Raw genomic sequence first — 17157 nt, forward strand, 5'->3', positions numbered from 1 at the left:
TATCCAAGGCTTAAAACATTTGATATAACATTTTTACCGCAACACCTAAAGACATAGTTATAAATATAGGTTTTATAAGTTTAACACCTTTTGATATAGCTAGTTTAGAGCCAAGTTGAGCACCTAATATCATAGATATAGCAAAAGGAATTCCTATTTTGTATAATATCTGACCGTTTATAGCAAACATAATAAGAGACGTTATATTACTTGTAAAGTTTAAGACCTTTGTATTACCAGTTGAGTTTAAAAAGTCAAAACCATATATTTTCATAAGACCAAACATTAAAAAAGTACCTGTACCAGGACCAAAAAATCCATCATAAAATCCAAGAGAAAATGCAAGTATTATACCAAGTTTTATATTTTTATCAGTAAGACCTTCAAATGTATTTTCAGAGCCTAATGACTTAGATCTAATAGTATATATTCCAACAGCCACTATTAATACTAAAACTAATATATTTAATATATTTTCATTTATGTTAAGTACTGTTTTAACTCCTATTATGGATCCAAGTATTGTAAATGGAATAAGCTTTTTTAATAAATCTGTATTGGTAGCCCCAGATTTTATATATCTAAGAGAACTTGTAAATGATCCTGTAGAAGATGCAAATTTATTAGTTCCAAGTGCATAATGTGGTGATACTCCACTTATCATAAGCGCAGGTAAACTTATTAGACCGCCACCCCCAGCTATTGCGTCAACAAAAGCAGCTAAAAATCCTGCAATACATAAAAATACTAATTGTTCAATCACTTAAGTAACCTCCAAGATGTATTATATAACACTATATAATTATATAATAAAAACAACAAAAAAGTCTTTCTATTTTAAGAAAGACTTTTTTATATTAGGAAATTATAATTTCCAACTTATACACTTGAGCAACGGGCCTGTTTTTTAGGCCGTTGGCGACATGAGCAAAGCGAATTTTATTCTTCAACTATTAATTCTTTGCTATTTTCCCATAGACCGTGGATATTGCAATAGCTTAGTGCATATAATACACCTGGTTTATTTACTATAATCTTAGTTACACCTAAAGGATCAGTAAATTTATCGTATTCTCCGTGAGTAGAGAAGCTAAAAGAAGCTAACTCAACAGGAAACTTTTCATCATATGCCTTATAGTATAGCTTTATCCAATTTATATGATGTTCTATTGTATTTGGATGACGGATTTCATCTCCTATTGAAACTCTTACTTCAAAATCTTCTCCAGCTTTAACTGTTTCTGGTGCATGTATAACAGGAACGTGTTTTTCACCTTTCCAATCACCGCTTTGTATTAAATCTCTTATCATAGGAATTACCCCCTCATTTTTTATTTATTAACTAACACAATATATATATTCCCATACATAAGGAAATATAAACATTTTTTAATTCAAAACATAAAATTAATATTAAATAAATATAAATAATAAGTAACAATAAGAGGTAATTTTCAATATAAATACTCATAGAATATATTAAGGAGGTTATGTATATGATTGAATTACCGAGCGATTTACAAGTTAATCAACCTACTGTAACACTTATAGGAAATAAATTTATATGTATAGAAAACTATATATCAATACTTGAGTATGACAAAACTATAATAAGAGTAAAAACCAAGTCTAATGTAATAAAAATATTAGGTGATAAGCTAAGTCTAAAATATATAACAGATGCAGAATTAGGAATAAAAGGTATAATACACGGGGTAGAGTATAGTAATTAGGGGGAGATACCATTGATAAGTTATATAAAAGGGTATTGTCTAGTAAGCATTGAAGGATTAAATGTTGAAACATTTATAAATCACCTTATAAGAAATGGTGTATATGTTTATAATGTCAATAGAATATCAAGTACTAAGGTGGAACTAAATATATACAGAAGAGATTTGAGAAAACTTACTAAAATTTATAGAAGTTCAAACTTTGATGTAAAGATAAAAAGAACATCTGGACTTCCATTTATAATGAAGAGGATATATAAAAGGAAAACACTATGGATTGGGGCTATAATATCACTATTATTATTAGTATCAACATCTTTATTCGTAACAGATATATATATTCAAGCTCCAGAAGGAATAGATAAGTATGCTATAAGAAAAGAATTATATGGATATGGACTAAAACCTGGAGTCTATAAAGAAAAGATAGATAGAAAACAAATAAGAGACCATATAATGGGCAAATTTGAAGATGTCGCTTATGTTTCTATAAATATAAAAGGAACTAATGTTTTTGTTACAATTACCAAAAAGGCAGAGAGTCTAAAGCAAAATATAGATACAAATTACTGTAATATAATAGCGGAAAAAAATGGTATAATAGAAAAGGTAATTCCAAGAAGTGGAAATGCCATAGTTAGTAAGGGAGATATAGTCCAAAAAGGGAATTTATTAATATCAGCAGGAAGTACAACTGCTATACCGGAGGTTTGGGCTAAGACCTTTTATGAATCAGTACAAAGTGCAAAATACATAGAAGATGAGAAAATTAAAACAGGAAATAAAAAAAGAGTATATACTATAGGCATTTATGACAAACAATATACTATAAGAAGGAATATAGATTATAAAAATTATGTTATAGAAAATAAGGATTATAAATTATCAATAGGAGATTATACTTTTCCTATACAAATAAAAATAAGCACATTTAATGATGTTAATTTAAAGTCAGTTAAAAAAGATACAAATGAAATAAAAGAAAAATTAAAACAAAAAGCAATAAAAGAGTTAGAATATATGATACCTATTGATGCTAGATATGTTGATGTAAAACATGACTACAATATAAAGAAAGATACTTTAGAATATATAGTTACAGTAGAAGCTTCAGAAAATATAGCACAAGTTCAACATTTAACTAAGTCTGAAGCAGAACAAATATTAAAAGAACAAGAAGAAAAACAAAATGAGATTCAACCACAACCTAGAAATCCTCAAAAAATGCCTGTTAATGATCCTAGAAAAAATATGGACTTAGATACTACAGAAGATGAAAAAAATAATAAACAAGATAATCAATAAAAACTAAGGAGGGACTTAGATTGATAATACAAAAGAAAATAGAAATTGAGGACCAAATTTTTGAAAGAGAATTATTTGGAAACTTTGATGAAAATATAAAATTAATAGAACAAAATCTAAATATAGATGTATTATTGAGAGAAGGAAATATTATTTTATTAGGCGAAGAAGAAAACGTAGAAGCGGCATCTAAATTAATGGATGAATTATATTCAGTAGTTAAAAAAGGCAATTCATTAAATAAACAAAATATATCTTATGCTATAGGCCTTTTATTTGAAGGAACTGAGCACAAGATGCAAGAATTAGATGATGTTATAATTATTACAGAAAAAGGAAAGACAATACAGCCAAAAACACTAGGACAAAAAGAATATATAAATAAAATAAGAAATAATGATATAACATTTGGTATAGGTCCTGCAGGTACAGGTAAAACATATTTAGCTGTTGCTATGGCTGTTAGAGCTTTTAAAAAAGACGAAGTAAGTAGAATAATACTAACTCGTCCAGCAGTTGAGGCAGGAGAAAGTCTAGGATTTTTACCTGGAGATTTAAAAGATAAGGTAGACCCTTATTTAAGACCTTTATATGACAGTTTATTTGAAATATTAGGTGGAGATAAGTTTGCTAAATACTTAGAAAGAGGACTTATAGAAGTAGCGCCGCTAGCATTTATGAGAGGTAGAACCCTAGATAATGCATTTATAATATTAGATGAGGCGCAAAACACTACTCCTGAACAGATGAAAATGTTTTTAACTAGACTTGGATTTGGTTCAAAAGCTGTAGTAACAGGTGATTTGACTCAAACAGACTTACCATCAAATAAAAAATCAGGACTAATCCATTCAGCTGAAGTTCTAAAAGATGTTCAAGGAATAGGTATAATAACTTTAACTCAAAGAGACGTTGTAAGACATGAACTTGTACAAAGAATAATAGCAGCATATGAAAATCATGATAATAAATCTAAAAAAGATGAAAATAATACAGAAAATAAATCTAGAGGAAAAAATACTAACAAAAGGTAAAGAAGGTGGATATATGGAGCTTATAATAGATAATAGACAAGGAAAAATAAATATATCTAATGAACTTATAAAACAAATGGAAGAAGTTGTGTTAGAATGTTTAAGATATGAAGAATATGATGAAGGATATGAAGTTAGTTTATCTTTTGTAGATAACGAAGAAATACACAAATTAAACAAAGAATACAGGTCAGTAGATAGGCCTACTGATGTATTATCTTTTCCACTTATAGATGACGAATTTGATTTCGAAATAGATATTGAGGAAAAGATATTAGGAGATATTGTTATATCTTTAGAAAAGGCCTTAGAGCAAAGTGAAGAATATAAACATAGCTTTGAAAGAGAAGTATGTTTTTTAGTTTGTCATAGTATGTTTCATTTAATGGGATATGACCATGACAATGATGAAAACACTAAAGAAATGAGAAAAAAAGAGGAGGCTGTTTTAAATAAGCTTGGTATTATAAGGGAGTAAGTATAATGAAACAAGGAAAAAAACGTCAAAGTTTAATGAAAGCTTTCAACTGTGCAATAGATGGTATAATATATACATTTAAACACGAAAGAAATATGAAGGTTCATTATTTGGTAGCAGTTTTAGTTCTTATATCTAGTTTATTTTTCGACTTTACAAAGCAAGAGATGTTATTACTATTATTTGCTATAAGTTTGGTAGTAATATCTGAGATGTTTAATACAGCAGTAGAAAAAGCAGTAGACATAATAACAGATGAATATCATCCTTTAGCAAAAATAGCAAAAGATGTTGCCGCGGGTGCTGTTTTAATAGCTACCCTAAATTCGGTAGTTGTAGGATACATACTATTCTTTGATAAAATAAATGATCTGTCTCATAAACTTTTTTATACTATAAGAAAGTCAGAATTACACGTAACTGTAATATGTATAGTTATGGTATTAATTGTAGTTGTAGTTGTAAAGGCACTAACTGATACAGGAACCCCTCTTCAAGGAGGTATGCCAAGTGGCCATGCAGCCCTTGCATTTGCAATAGCAACAGCTGTTACATTTATTACAGAAAAAGTAGTGGCATCAACACTTACATATATTATGGCAGTACTCGTTGCACAAAGCCGGATAGAAGGAAAAATACATACCTTTTGGGAGACTGTGGCAGGTGCCCTTTTGGGGGTTTTAGTAACTATTTTAGTGTTTCAATTAAGTTTATTTTAGAAAGTGGGGATAATATATATATTCCCACTTTTGTGTTGTTTTGGTATAATGATTAGTACTCATAAATATAAATAGTAATATTCCCAATTAATTAGGAGGTTTTTTAATGGATAATAAAGAGCTGTTAAAAATAGCAGAGGAAGTTGTAAGTAGAGCGTATGTTCCTTATTCTAACTTTCATGTTGGAGCAGCACTCCTTACAAAATCAGGAAAAGTATATACTGGGTGCAATGTAGAATGTGCTTCATATGGTGGAACAAATTGTGCTGAAAGAACAGCTATATTTAAAGCAATATCAGAAGGCGAAAGAGAATTTGATGCTATAGCAGTTGCTAGTGACAATTCTAAAAAAGGACTACAGACATTTCCATGTGGAATATGCAGACAGGTAGTAGCCGAATTTGGAAAAGATATAAGAATAATATTAGGTGTATCAGATGGAGATATAAAAGAGTATACTATAGCAGAATTACTTCCACATTCATTTGAATCAACAGACTTTAGATAAGATAAAAATAAGGAGTGACAATATGTTTAAATCAGGATTTGCTAGTATAGTAGGAAGACCAAATGTAGGAAAATCAACACTTATGAATAGTATGATAGGTGAAAAAATAGCAATAATGAGTGATAAACCTCAGACAACTAGAAATACAATTCAGGCAGTTTATACAGATAAAGATTCTCAAATAGTATTTTTAGATACACCAGGACTTCATAAGCCTAAAAATGTATTAGGTGAATATATGGTAAAAGCAGCATCAGAGGCATTTAGAAATGTGGATGTTGTTATATTTGTTGTAGACGAATCAAAGAGTATAGGGCCTGGAGATAGAAAAATAATAGAAGATTTAAGAAGTGTAAAATCTCCTGTTATATTAGTAATAAATAAAATAGATAAATTGGAAAAAGAAGAATTATTAGTACTTATGCAAAAATATCATAACGAAAATTTATTTGCCGATGTAGTTCCAATATCAGCTCTAAAAGGAAAAAACACAGATACATTACTAAAAGTTCTAAGAAAATATATAGAAGAAGGTCCTAAATACTTCCCAGATCATATGATTACAGATCAACCCGAAAGAGTATTAATCGCAGAGCTTATAAGAGAAAAGGTATTACATTATATACATGATGAAGTTCCACATGGTGTTGCAGTTGATATAGAGCAAATGAAATCAAGAGAAGAAAAAGATATAATAGATGTAAATGCAATTATATATTGTGAAAGAGACTCACATAAGGGTATAATAATAGGTAAGAATGGAAGAAAACTTAAAGGTATAGGAAAATCTTCTAGAGAAGATATAGAAAGACTTTTAGGATCTAAAGTTAATTTACAAGTATGGGTAAAAGTAAAAGAAAACTGGAGAAATTTACAAAATTCTATTTCAAATTTCGGTTATACAGATAAATAAGTAAAGGTGGGTTTTATGGATAAGAATGAAGAAATGTCCAAGAAACTATTAAATGATGTTATAAACTTAATAGATAACAATAAAATACTAGAAGTTACAGAATTACTAGAAGAATATCATCAAAAAGATATAGCAGAGTTAATAGAGATATTAGATGAAAATAGACAGTTAAAGTTATTTGAAATACTTCCGATTAACTTAGCTGCCACTATATTAGATGAAGCTGATTCTCAACTTTTTGATTTTGTTTTATCTAAAATAAGCTTAGAGCATAAAAAAAGTATATTAGAACTTATGTCACTAGATGATATGGCTGATATATTGGGGGATTTAGAAGAAGAAAGAAGAGAAGAAATAATAGATTTATTAAATCATGAAGATGCAAAAGACTTAAAAGAACTTTTGGTATACAAAGAAGATTCAGCTGGTGGAATAATGACAACAAATGTTATGGCTGTAAGAAAAGACATGACTGTTGGTGAAGCCATTGACTATATGAGAGAAAATGCTCCAAGTGCTGAAACAATTTATTACATATACGTAGTTGACCAACAAGATAAGTTAGTTGGAGTATTATCTTTAAGAGAACTTATAACGTCAAGGCCATCTAATGTATTAGAAAATATAATGAGTGAAAATATTATATCTGTATACGTAGATGATGACCAAGAAGAAGTTGTAAAGTTAGTATCTAAATACGATTTACTTGCTATCCCTGTAATAGATTCAAGTGAAAAGCTAAGAGGAATAATAACAGTAGATGATGTTATAGATGTAATGGAAGAAGAAGCAACTGAAGATATGTATAAATTTGCTGGAACATCTGAATATGAAAGTGAAAATGCTGAAGAAGATAAACCATCAGTTCAAATACTAGGATCTGTAAAAGCAAGGCTACCTTGGCTTATAGTAACCTTGTTTGGCGGATTCCTTGGAACTATGGTTTTTTCAAAGTTAGATATTATTTTAAATCAAAATTATATAGCATTAGTGTTTTTTATTCCACTTATACTAGGCATGGGTGGAAATATAGGAACACAAGCATCTGCACTTACTGTTAGAGCTCTTTCTTCTAAAGATGGCCAAATTAGAAATATTTTAATTGAAGGAGCTACAGGAGCTTTAACTGGAATAGCTTGTAGTTTAATAATATTTATAACTACATATATATGGATAAAAAGTTTAAGTATATCTCTTATAGTATCTCTAGCACTTATAGTTAATATGATAGTTGGTGCTATTATTGGAGCTTTAGTCCCAATAATATTTAAAAAATTAGATGTAGATCCATCTATTGTATCAGCTCCTCTTATATCTACAACTCTTGATATAACAGGAGTTACAGTTTATTTTATAGTTGTAAATACTTTATTGTCAAAAATTGCATAAAATAACATGAATTATTTTCCCTCTTCTTACTAAAAATATACTATAACCGTAAGAAGGGGGTTTTTAAAAATGAACAATATATGTTGGGAAGTTTTTAAAAAAACAGGAAGCATAGAGGCGTATTTATATATAAAAGAATACACTAGCTCTATCGTTACAAATGAAGAAATAAGGGAGATAAGTAGCAACTATGATGACAATCAATACCCAGGGGATAGTTTTACGGGCTTCGAAGTATAAAGAAAGTGATTTAATACTTACTGTATTTACAAGAAAACTTGGAAAAGTATCTGTACTTGCAAAAGGAGCTAAAAGAAATAAAAGCACATTACTTGCAACATCACAGCCTTTATCTTATGCAAACTATACCTTGAGAAAATACGGTACAATGTATAAGGTAAGTCAAACTGACATAATTAAAAGTTTTTATAATATATCATATAATATTGAAGCTTTTTCTTATGCAACTTATATAACTAAATTAGTTGAAGACTCTGTATATGAAAATCAAACAAACAACAGACTATTTGTATTATTAGCTCAAACGCTGTATTTATATTCTACCTTAGATATAGATTATAAGTATATAACACGTGCCTTTGAGCTAAAGTTTTTAGAATATATAGGATATAAACCAATAGTAAATAGATGTACAAATTGTAAAACTAATAAATTAGAAAATGTAATGTTTAATATATATGAAGGTGGAGTATTATGTAAGGATTGTCAAAATAAATTTGAAAATAATCTTAAAATAGATCAAACTACTATAAAACTCATGGATTATATATTAAATAACGATATATTAACTTGTAACAAAGCAAAAGTATCAAAGTATATAACTAATGAACTAGAAAAAATACTAAGACTGTATATGCAAAACTATCTAGATAATTTAAATCTAAAATCGTTATATTTATTACAGAATATGGATAATATATAATTATGAATAAATAATAAGTATAGGAGTGGTAAATATGAATAGTAATATAACATTAGAACAAATAGATCAAGTACTACATAGAATGCCAACTGCATCATATGCTGATGCAAAAGAAGCACTAACTGCTACTAACGGAGATGTTATAGAGGCAATATTATATCTAGAAAATAAAAATAATAAAAAAAATATAGATCTACATGCAATGTTTGAAAACATGGGTAATATGAATAGTGAAATGATGAGTAACTTAAAAGATATGATCAAAAAAGGAAATGTCGTTAGGGTAGTTATAGAAAAAGATGGAGATAAAGTTATAAATTTACCTATAACAGTTGGAGCTGCTGCATTAATTTTAGGACCAATGGCAACTTTATTAGGATTATCAGCTGCTATGCTTACTAAATATAACGTAAAGATAACTAAAGAAAATGAAGAAGTAATATTAGACTTAGGAGAGTTGACAGAAGAAAAAATAAACTTCCTAAAAACTATTATGAATCCTGGAAAAGAAAAAACTACTACTACTACAGATAATAAAGATGTTACAGAAGATTTAATGAAAGAATCATATACTGCTACTGCTACTGCTACAACAACAACAACTACTACTACAGCTAATGTAGAAGCTAAAGATAACGATACAATAATGGAATAATATAACTTGCTTGACAAATAATTCATAGTTTGTTAATCTAAAAGTTAGAAATCATCAATTAAGGGCCTTTCGTGAAAACGAAAGGCTATATTTTTTATAAATTACATAATAGGAGGGAAGTATATGAATTTTCAAAACATGATACTTACTTTACAAGATTACTGGTCTAAGCAAAATTGTATCATTATGCAACCTTATGATACAGAAAAAGGTGCAGGGACTATGAATCCAAATACATTTTTGAAATCATTAGGTCCAGAGCCATGGAAGGTATGTTATGTTGAACCATCTAGAAGACCAGCTGATGCTAGATATGGTGAAAATCCTAACAGATTATATCAACACCATCAATTTCAAGTTATATTAAAACCATCTCCTGATAATATTCAAGAATTATACTTAGAAAGCTTAAGAGCTATAGGAATAATTCCAGAAGAACATGATATAAGATTTGTTGAAGATAACTGGGAGTCTACAACTCTAGGTGCTTGGGGGCTTGGATGGGAAGTATGGTTAGACGGCATGGAAATAACTCAATTTACATATTTTCAACAAGTAGGTAGCATAGATTGTGAACTAGAATCTGGGGAAATAACATATGGTCTTGAAAGACTTGCTATGTATATTCAAGATGTAGATAATGTTTATGACCTTAAGTGGAATGATAATATAAAATATGGAGATGTATTCAAAAAATCAGAGTATGAAAACTCAGTATATAGCTTTGAAGAAGCTGATTCTGATATGCTTTTCAATTTATTTGATATTTATGAAAAAGAAGCTTTAAGACTTATGGATAAAGGTCTTGTAGTACCATCTTATGATTATGTTTTAAAATGTTCACATACATTTAATACCCTAGATGCAAGAGGTGCAGTAGGTGTTAGTCAAAGGGCATCTTTCATATCTAGAGTTAGAGGTATGGCTAGAAAAGTAGCCGAAATCTACGTTAATCAAAGACATGAAATGGGACTACCTCTTTTAAAGGAGGGTGAAAATAATGAATAAATACCTTTTATTTGAAATAGGAGTTGAAGAATTACCTTCAAGATTTATAAACTCATCACTTAATCAATTAGAAACTTCAACAAAAAAACTTTTAGGAGAAAACAGAATAAGCTTTGGAAGTTTAAAGACTTATGCTACACCTAGAAGACTTACTTTAATAATAGAAGATATAGCTGACAGACAAAGTGATTTAGAAGAAGAACTAAAGGGTCCAGCTAAAAAAATTGCCTTTGATGGCGATAATAACCCTACAAAACCTCTTCAAGGATTTATGAAAAGTAAAGGTGTAGAACTTAATGATTTATACTTTAAAACTGTAGGAAAAGATGAATATGTACATGCAAAAATAAGAAAAGAAGGTAGGGATACTGAAGAAGTTTTAGAAACAATACTTCCAGATGTAATCAAATCTATAAACTTTCCAAAAGCTATGCGTTGGGGAGGAAAAAATTTAAGGTTTGCTAGACCTATAAGATGGATAGTATCTCTTTACAATGACAAAGTATTAAACTTTGAATTAGAAGGAATAAAATCTTCTAATATAACAAAAGGACATAGATTCTTAGGTAAAAAAGAATTTGAAGTTAACTCACTTGGGGATTATTTAACTAAGTTAGATGAAAACTATGTAATAATAGATCATGTAAAAAGAGCAGAAATAATAAAAAATCAGTGTATAGATATTGCAAAATCTTTAGGTGGAGAACTTGTATTTGATGAGGAATTATTAGAAGAAGTAAACTATTTAGTTGAATATCCAACTGCTTTTTATGGAGAATTTGATATAGATTATTTAAAATTGCCTAAAGAAGTTATAATAACTCCTATGAAACAACATCAAAGATATTTCCCAGTAGAGAAAGATGGACAACTTCTTCCAAACTTCATAGCTGTAAGAAATGGTGATAGTTATGCAATAGAAAACGTTAAAAAAGGTAATGAAAGAGTTTTAGAAGCTAGACTTGCAGATGCGCTATTCTTCTACAAAGAAGATACAAAAAAATCATTAGAATCATATACAGAAAAATTAAAAAGTGTTGTATTCCAAGCTAAACTTGGAACAATTTATGATAAAACTATAAGAATAGAAAACTTATCTAAAGATATATTAAATGAATTAGGATATAAAGAAGATATATCTAATACATCAAGAGCGGCAAAGCTTTGTAAAGCAGATTTAGTAACTTCTATGGTATTTGAATTTACAGAACTTCAAGGTGTAATGGGAAGAGAGTACTCAAAATTATCTAATGAAAATACAAATGTAAGTGAAGCTATATTTGAGCATTACTTACCAAGATTTGCTGGAGATATTTTACCTCAAACTAATTCAGGAATAGTTTTATCTATAGCAGATAAACTAGATTCAATAGCAGGTTTCTTTGCTATAGGAATACAACCAACTGGATCACAGGACCCTTATGCACTTAGACGTCAAGCTTTAGGTATAATAAATATATTAATGGATAAAAATATAAATGTTAGCTTAAGAAGTTTGATAAACTATACTCTTAATAATTATGAATTCTTAAATATAAATAAAGAAAAAGTATCTGACGAAATAATTGAATTCTTCAAAGATAGAATAAAAAATATGTTTAAGGATTTAGGAATAAGATACGATGTTGTAGATGCAGTACTTAGTGCACATATAGACGACATATCTGATATGTATATAAGAGCACAGCAATTAAACAACTGGTTAGATAAAGATGAGTTAGTAGAAATGTTAACTGCGTTTAACAGAGTTGCAACATTAGCTCAAAAATCACAACATTCTAAAATAAATGATACTTTATTAAAAGAAGTATCAGAAATAGAATTATATAATAAGTTTATATCTGTTAGAACTAATGTTTTAGAGTACATTAGTAATAAAAATTACTCAAAAGCACTTGATGAATTTGCTACATTAAAGCAGCCGGTGGATAATGTATTTGATTCTGTAATGATAATGGACAAAGATGAAGAAATAAAAAATAATAGACTAGCACTACTTAGACAAATCTACGATACTATGCTTACAATATGTGATTTATCTAAAATAGTTTATAAATAATAACATAAATCTAAGCCGGGGATTATCCTCGGCTTTTATTACATAAAATACAATAATTTATAACTAATAATATACAAAAAAACATTTACAGAATATATTATATGGATATATAATATACTATATAGAGAAAAAACAACAAATAGTGTAACATATATGAAAAGAGGGTGAATATCATTCAACTTAATCAACGCCAACAAAAGATAATAGAAATAGTGAAAGAAAATGAACCCATAACTAGTGAGCATATAGCATCCATATTAAGTGTAACTAGAGCCACATTAAGATCGGATCTGGCAATACTTACTATGACAGGAATATTAGATGCAAGACCTAAAGTAGGATATTTTTATTCTGGAGTGAATGAAAACAATCTTTTAAATAAAAAATTAACTGATAAAAAAGTTAAAGATATAATGAGTTTACCTATAGTGGTAAAAAAAGATACAACAGTATATGATGTTATAGTTTCTATGTTTTTATCAGATGTGGGAACAATATTTATAACAAATGAAGAAAATGAATTATGCGGTGTGGTTTCTAGAAAAGACTTGCTAAAAAATACTATAGGTGGAAGTGATATAAATAAAATACCTGTAGGACTTATTATGACTAGAATGCCTAATGTTGTAATTTCAAGACCAGAAGATAATGTAATTGAAGCAAGTAAAAAAATAATAGAACATGAAATTGATTCACTTCCCGTAGTTGAAACAGTAAGTGAATATGGCAGAGAAATAACAAAAGTTATAGGAAGAATTTCTAAAACAAATATAACTAAACTACTTGTAGAACTAGCTAGCAACTAGGTAGGAGGAAATTATGGATAATTTAGTTGTTTATGTAATATCAGACTCAGTAGGTGAAACAGCTCAACAAGTTACAAAAGCAGTGGCATCACAGTTTGATTTAGATGGAAAATATGAAATAAGAAGATTTCCTTATGTTACAGATGTAGATTACATAAAAGAAATATTAGATGAAGCACAAAGAGAAAAAGCTATAGTAGTCTACACGTTGGTAGATTTAGAACTTACTTCTTACTTAGAGGAAAATTGTAAGGCAGGTAAAATTAACTGTGTAGATTTAATGACACCTCTAATAAAAGCGATATCAAGTATTACAAACTTACAACCAAAAAGAGAGCCAGGGGTTATTAGAAAACTAGATGAGGCATACTTTAAAAGAGTTGAGGCTATAGAATTTGCTGTAAAATACGATGATGGAAAAGATCCTAGAGGAATACTAAAGGCAGATATTATCTTACTTGGTATATCTAGAACGTCTAAAACTCCTCTTAGTATGTACTTAGCAAATAAAAATATAAAAGTTGCAAATGTACCATTAGTTCCAGAAATACCTGTACCAAAAGAAGTTTATGAAATTCCACATAAGAAGATAATAGGACTTACAAATGCACCTGAGAAGCTGAATGTTATAAGACAAGAAAGACTAAAGACATTAGGTCTATCTAGTAGTGCAAGTTATGCTACTATGGATAGAATACTTGAAGAACTTGAATATTCAGATATGGTAATGAAAAAAGTAGGTTGTCCAGTTATAGATGTTTCAAAAAAGGCTATAGAAGAAACTGCAGGGATTATATTAGATATAATAAAAGAAAGTGGAATAATTATACACCTTGAAGATGACAAATAAAATGCCATGGGGGCAAAATGGAGGATGTTAAATGAGTACTAAGTATGTATATGATTTTAGTGAAGGAACTAAAGAAATGAAAAGTTTATTAGGAGGAAAAGGAGCAAACTTAGCAGAAATGACTAAAATAGGTTTGCCAGTACCTCCAGGATTCACTATAACAACAAGTGCATGTAACTATTATTATGAAAAAGAAAAAACAGTAACAACTGAATTAGCTAAAGAAATAGAACAACATTTAGAAAGTCTTGAAAATAACTTAGGTAAAAAATTAGGGGACGATAAAAATCCACTTTTATTATCTGTACGTTCAGGATCAGTGTTTTCAATGCCTGGAATGATGGATACTATATTAAACTTAGGTTTAAACGATGTAGCAGTAGAAGCTTTAGCTAAGGCTACTAACAACGAAAGATTTGCATACGATAGCTATAGAAGATTTATACAGATGTTCTCAGATGTAGCAATGGATGTACCTAAATACAAATTTGAACATGCATTAGAAAGAGTTAAAGAAGAAAAAGGTTATGAGTTTGATACAGACCTTACAACAGAAGATTTAAAAGCTTTAGTTGCTGAATTCAAAGCTATATACAAAAAAGAATTAAGAAAAGAGTTTCCATCAGATCCAAAAGAGCAACTTATGTTAGCAATAACTGCTGTTTTTAATTCTTGGAACAACTCTCGTGCTATAGTATACCGTAGATTACATGATATATCAGATACTTTAGGAACTGCTGTAAATATACAATCTATGGTATTTGGAAATATGGGTGAAACTAGTGGTACTGGAGTTGCGTTCACTAGAAACCCATCTACAGGAGAAAATAAATTATATGGAGAGTATTTAATTAATGCACAAGGTGAAGACGTTGTTGCAGGAATAAGAACTCCTCAAACTATAGATACATTAAATAATATAATGCCAAGTATATATGATGAATTTGTAAAAGTAACTCATATACTTGAAGGTCATTATAAGGATATGCAAGATATAGAATTTACAATAGAAAATGAAAAATTATATATATTACAAACTAGAAATGGAAAACGTACATCTCAAGCATCTATAAACATAGTTGTAGATTTAGTAAAAGATGGAGTTATATCAAAAGATGAAGCTATACTTAGAGTAGAAGCAAATCAATTAGATCAACTTCTTCATCCAAACTTTGATGCAAGTGCTATAAAAAATTCTAAAGTATTAGCTACAGGACTTCCTGCATCTCCTGGTGCTGCAAGTGGTAAAATATATTTCTCAGCAGCAGATGCAGTAGAAGCAAATAAAAGAGGAGATAAAGTAATTTTAGTTAGAGTAGAAACTTCTCCAGAAGATATAGAAGGAATGATATCTAGTGAAGGTATACTTACAGCTAGAGGCGGTATGACTTCTCATGCTGCAGTTGTAGCTAGAGGTATGGGTAAGTGTTGTGTTAGTGGATGCGGAGAAATAAAAATAGATGAAAATAAAAGAGAAATGAGTGTTCAAGACATAGTTATAAGTGAAGGTTCATATATATCTCTTGATGGTACAACGGGTAATGTTTATTTAGATAAAATAGATACTGTTGAAGCTAATTTAAGTGGAAATTTTGAAGAATTTATGACTTGGGTTGATGAATTTAGAAAATTAAAAATAAGAACTAACGCTGATACTCCACATGATGCAGCAACTGCAATTAAATTTGGTGCAGAAGGTATAGGTCTATGTAGAACTGAGCATATGTTCTTTGATGAAAAAAGAATACCAGCAGTTAGGGAAATGATAATATCTAATACATTAGATCAAAGAGAAAAAGCATTAGAAAAACTTCTTCCAATGCAAAGAGAAGACTTTATAGAGATATTTAAGGTTATGGGAGAAAGACCTGTTAATATAAGATTATTAGATCCACCATTACATGAATTCTTACCGAAAGAAGATGCTGATATACGTAACTTAGCTTCAAATATGGGTATAACTTTTGATGGACTTAAAAAGAGAATACATGATTTAGAAGAAGTTAATCCAATGTTAGGTCATAGAGGTTGTCGTCTTGCTATAACTTATCCTGAAATATATATGATGCAAGCTCAAGCTATAATTGAAGGAGCTATAGAAGTTAAGAAGCAAGGAATAAATGTAGTACCTGAAATAATGATACCTTTAGTTGGTGAAGTAAAAGAACTTAAATATATAAAAGATATGATAAAAGAATTAATAGACAATACATTAGCTGACTCAGGTGTTGAAATAGCATATAGCATAGGAACTATGATAGAAATTCCTCGTGCATGTTTAACTGCTGATGAAATAGCAGAAGAAGCAGAATTCTTCAGCTTTGGAACTAATGACTTAACTCAAATGACATTTGGATTCTCAAGAGATGATGCAAACAAATTCTTAGGAGAATATGTAAATAAAAACTTACTTGAAAAAGATCCTTTCCAAGTACTAGATGTAAATGGAGTTGGAAAACTTGTTAAGTTGGCTGCTAAGCTTGGAAGAGAAAGTAGACCAAACATAAAATTAGGTATATGTGGTGAACATGGAGGAGAGCCAAACTCTATAAACTTCTGTCACGAATTAGGCCTTGATTATGTTTCTTGTTCTCCATTTAGAGTTCCAATAGCTAGACTTGCTGCAGCACAAGCAGACATAAGAAAATCAAGAAAAAATGCATAAATAAATATATAAAAAGGTTGCTTATACAAGCAACCTTTTTTATAATTTAAATAAATTAATATATAAGGTTATTGTTTTGTCTTTAGGAGGAA

At 29.2% G+C, this 17157-nt stretch carries 18 protein-coding genes; 16 read left to right on the forward strand and 2 right to left on the reverse strand.

The annotated features are described in order from the left end of the window. Window positions 1-10: 10 nt before the first annotated feature. The gene (locus BS62_RS05575) at window positions 11-763 is read right to left on the reverse strand and encodes a TSUP family transporter (protein ID WP_496490262.1); all 753 of its coding nucleotides are present in this window, start codon (window positions 761-763) and stop codon (window positions 11-13) included. A 176-nt stretch (window positions 764-939) separates the two neighbouring features. After that, window positions 940-1311 carry a class II SORL domain-containing protein gene (locus BS62_RS05580; RefSeq protein ID WP_496490263.1) on the reverse strand — a complete coding sequence of 124 codons (372 nt, stop codon included), beginning with the start codon at window positions 1309-1311 and terminating at the stop codon, window positions 940-942. 185 nt (window positions 1312-1496) lie between these two features. Here BS62_RS05580 and BS62_RS05585 point away from each other — a divergent pair, with 185 nt between their 5' ends. The 16 genes from BS62_RS05585 to ppdK all read left to right on the forward strand — a co-directional run bounded on the left by BS62_RS05585 (window position 1497) and on the right by ppdK (window position 17065). Continuing rightward, window positions 1497-1733 (forward strand): YabP/YqfC family sporulation protein, encoded by a 237-nt coding sequence (locus BS62_RS05585; RefSeq protein ID WP_496490264.1) that lies wholly within the window; start codon window positions 1497-1499, stop codon window positions 1731-1733. A 12-nt stretch (window positions 1734-1745) separates the two neighbouring features. After that, window positions 1746-3038 (forward strand): sporulation protein YqfD, encoded by a 1293-nt coding sequence (gene yqfD / locus BS62_RS05590; RefSeq protein ID WP_496490265.1) that lies wholly within the window; start codon window positions 1746-1748, stop codon window positions 3036-3038. Between the two features lie 20 nt (window positions 3039-3058). After that, window positions 3059-4072 carry a PhoH family protein gene (locus BS62_RS05595; RefSeq protein ID WP_496490266.1) on the forward strand — a complete coding sequence of 338 codons (1014 nt, stop codon included), beginning with the start codon at window positions 3059-3061 and terminating at the stop codon, window positions 4070-4072. A 13-nt stretch (window positions 4073-4085) separates the two neighbouring features. Beyond that, a complete protein-coding gene (gene ybeY / locus BS62_RS05600; RefSeq protein WP_496490267.1) occupies window positions 4086-4550 on the forward strand; it encodes an rRNA maturation RNase YbeY in 465 nt (154 codons plus the stop codon). 5 nt (window positions 4551-4555) lie between these two features. Next, entirely contained in the window at window positions 4556-5269 is a 714-nt protein-coding gene (locus BS62_RS05605) for a diacylglycerol kinase (protein ID WP_496490268.1), read from the forward strand. 106 nt (window positions 5270-5375) lie between these two features. After that, window positions 5376-5777, forward strand: coding sequence for a cytidine deaminase (locus BS62_RS05610; protein ID WP_496490269.1), 402 nt, complete (start codon window positions 5376-5378; stop codon window positions 5775-5777). 22 nt (window positions 5778-5799) lie between these two features. Then, window positions 5800-6690 (forward strand): GTPase Era, encoded by an 891-nt coding sequence (gene era, locus BS62_RS05615; RefSeq protein WP_496490270.1) that lies wholly within the window; start codon window positions 5800-5802, stop codon window positions 6688-6690. Between the two features lie 15 nt (window positions 6691-6705). Beyond that, window positions 6706-8079 carry a magnesium transporter gene (gene mgtE, locus BS62_RS05620; RefSeq protein ID WP_496490271.1) on the forward strand — a complete coding sequence of 458 codons (1374 nt, stop codon included), beginning with the start codon at window positions 6706-6708 and terminating at the stop codon, window positions 8077-8079. A gap of 69 nt (window positions 8080-8148) precedes the next feature. Next, window positions 8149-8319 carry a YqzL family protein gene (locus tag BS62_RS05625; RefSeq protein WP_496490272.1) on the forward strand — a complete coding sequence of 57 codons (171 nt, stop codon included), beginning with the start codon at window positions 8149-8151 and terminating at the stop codon, window positions 8317-8319. Next, on the forward strand, window positions 8270-9022 hold the full coding sequence (gene recO, locus BS62_RS05630; RefSeq protein WP_496490273.1) for a DNA repair protein RecO: 753 nt from the start codon (window positions 8270-8272) through the stop codon (window positions 9020-9022). Before BS62_RS05625 ends, recO begins: the two co-directional genes overlap by 50 nt. Before the next feature lie 34 nt (window positions 9023-9056). Next, on the forward strand, window positions 9057-9677 hold the full coding sequence (locus tag BS62_RS05635; RefSeq protein WP_496490274.1) for a DUF4342 domain-containing protein: 621 nt from the start codon (window positions 9057-9059) through the stop codon (window positions 9675-9677). A 123-nt stretch (window positions 9678-9800) separates the two neighbouring features. Then, a complete protein-coding gene (gene glyQ, locus BS62_RS05640; RefSeq protein ID WP_496490275.1) occupies window positions 9801-10685 on the forward strand; it encodes a glycine--tRNA ligase subunit alpha in 885 nt (294 codons plus the stop codon). Beyond that, window positions 10678-12744, forward strand: coding sequence for a glycine--tRNA ligase subunit beta (gene glyS, locus BS62_RS05645; protein WP_496490276.1), 2067 nt, complete (start codon window positions 10678-10680; stop codon window positions 12742-12744). Before glyQ ends, glyS begins: the two co-directional genes overlap by 8 nt. A 164-nt stretch (window positions 12745-12908) precedes the next feature. Then, window positions 12909-13550: a transcriptional regulator CcpN gene (ccpN, locus tag BS62_RS05650; protein WP_496490277.1), complete on the forward strand. Its 642-nt coding sequence runs from the start codon at window positions 12909-12911 to the stop codon at window positions 13548-13550. A 13-nt stretch (window positions 13551-13563) separates the two neighbouring features. Next, entirely contained in the window at window positions 13564-14400 is an 837-nt protein-coding gene (locus BS62_RS05655) for a pyruvate, water dikinase regulatory protein (protein WP_496490278.1), read from the forward strand. Between the two features lie 31 nt (window positions 14401-14431). Then, a complete protein-coding gene (ppdK, locus tag BS62_RS05660) occupies window positions 14432-17065 on the forward strand; it encodes a pyruvate, phosphate dikinase (RefSeq protein ID WP_496490279.1) in 2634 nt (877 codons plus the stop codon). Window positions 17066-17157: the final 92 nt, after the last annotated feature.

The organism is Sporacetigenium mesophilum DSM 16796 (genome assembly GCF_059569055.1).

What these genes read in the sequence shown, in the direction of transcription:
- BS62_RS05580 (WP_496490263.1), bottom strand. Translation starts at nt 1,311, where the DNA reads ATGATAAGAGATTTAATACAAAGCGGTGATTGGAAAGGTGAAAAACAC.
- BS62_RS05585 (WP_496490264.1), top strand. Translation starts at nt 1,497, where the DNA reads ATGATTGAATTACCGAGCGATTTACAAGTTAATCAACCTACTGTAACA.
- ybeY (WP_496490267.1), top strand. Translation starts at nt 4,086, where the DNA reads ATGGAGCTTATAATAGATAATAGACAAGGAAAAATAAATATATCTAAT.
- BS62_RS05605 (WP_496490268.1), top strand. Translation starts at nt 4,556, where the DNA reads ATGAAACAAGGAAAAAAACGTCAAAGTTTAATGAAAGCTTTCAACTGT.
- BS62_RS05610 (WP_496490269.1), top strand. Translation starts at nt 5,376, where the DNA reads ATGGATAATAAAGAGCTGTTAAAAATAGCAGAGGAAGTTGTAAGTAGA.
- era (WP_496490270.1), top strand. Translation starts at nt 5,800, where the DNA reads ATGTTTAAATCAGGATTTGCTAGTATAGTAGGAAGACCAAATGTAGGA.
- mgtE (WP_496490271.1), top strand. Translation starts at nt 6,706, where the DNA reads ATGGATAAGAATGAAGAAATGTCCAAGAAACTATTAAATGATGTTATA.
- BS62_RS05625 (WP_496490272.1), top strand. Translation starts at nt 8,149, where the DNA reads ATGAACAATATATGTTGGGAAGTTTTTAAAAAAACAGGAAGCATAGAG.
- recO (WP_496490273.1), top strand. Translation starts at nt 8,270, where the DNA reads ATGATGACAATCAATACCCAGGGGATAGTTTTACGGGCTTCGAAGTAT.
- BS62_RS05635 (WP_496490274.1), top strand. Translation starts at nt 9,057, where the DNA reads ATGAATAGTAATATAACATTAGAACAAATAGATCAAGTACTACATAGA.
- glyQ (WP_496490275.1), top strand. Translation starts at nt 9,801, where the DNA reads ATGAATTTTCAAAACATGATACTTACTTTACAAGATTACTGGTCTAAG.
- glyS (WP_496490276.1), top strand. Translation starts at nt 10,678, where the DNA reads ATGAATAAATACCTTTTATTTGAAATAGGAGTTGAAGAATTACCTTCA.
- BS62_RS05655 (WP_496490278.1), top strand. Translation starts at nt 13,564, where the DNA reads ATGGATAATTTAGTTGTTTATGTAATATCAGACTCAGTAGGTGAAACA.
- ppdK (WP_496490279.1), top strand. Translation starts at nt 14,432, where the DNA reads ATGAGTACTAAGTATGTATATGATTTTAGTGAAGGAACTAAAGAAATG.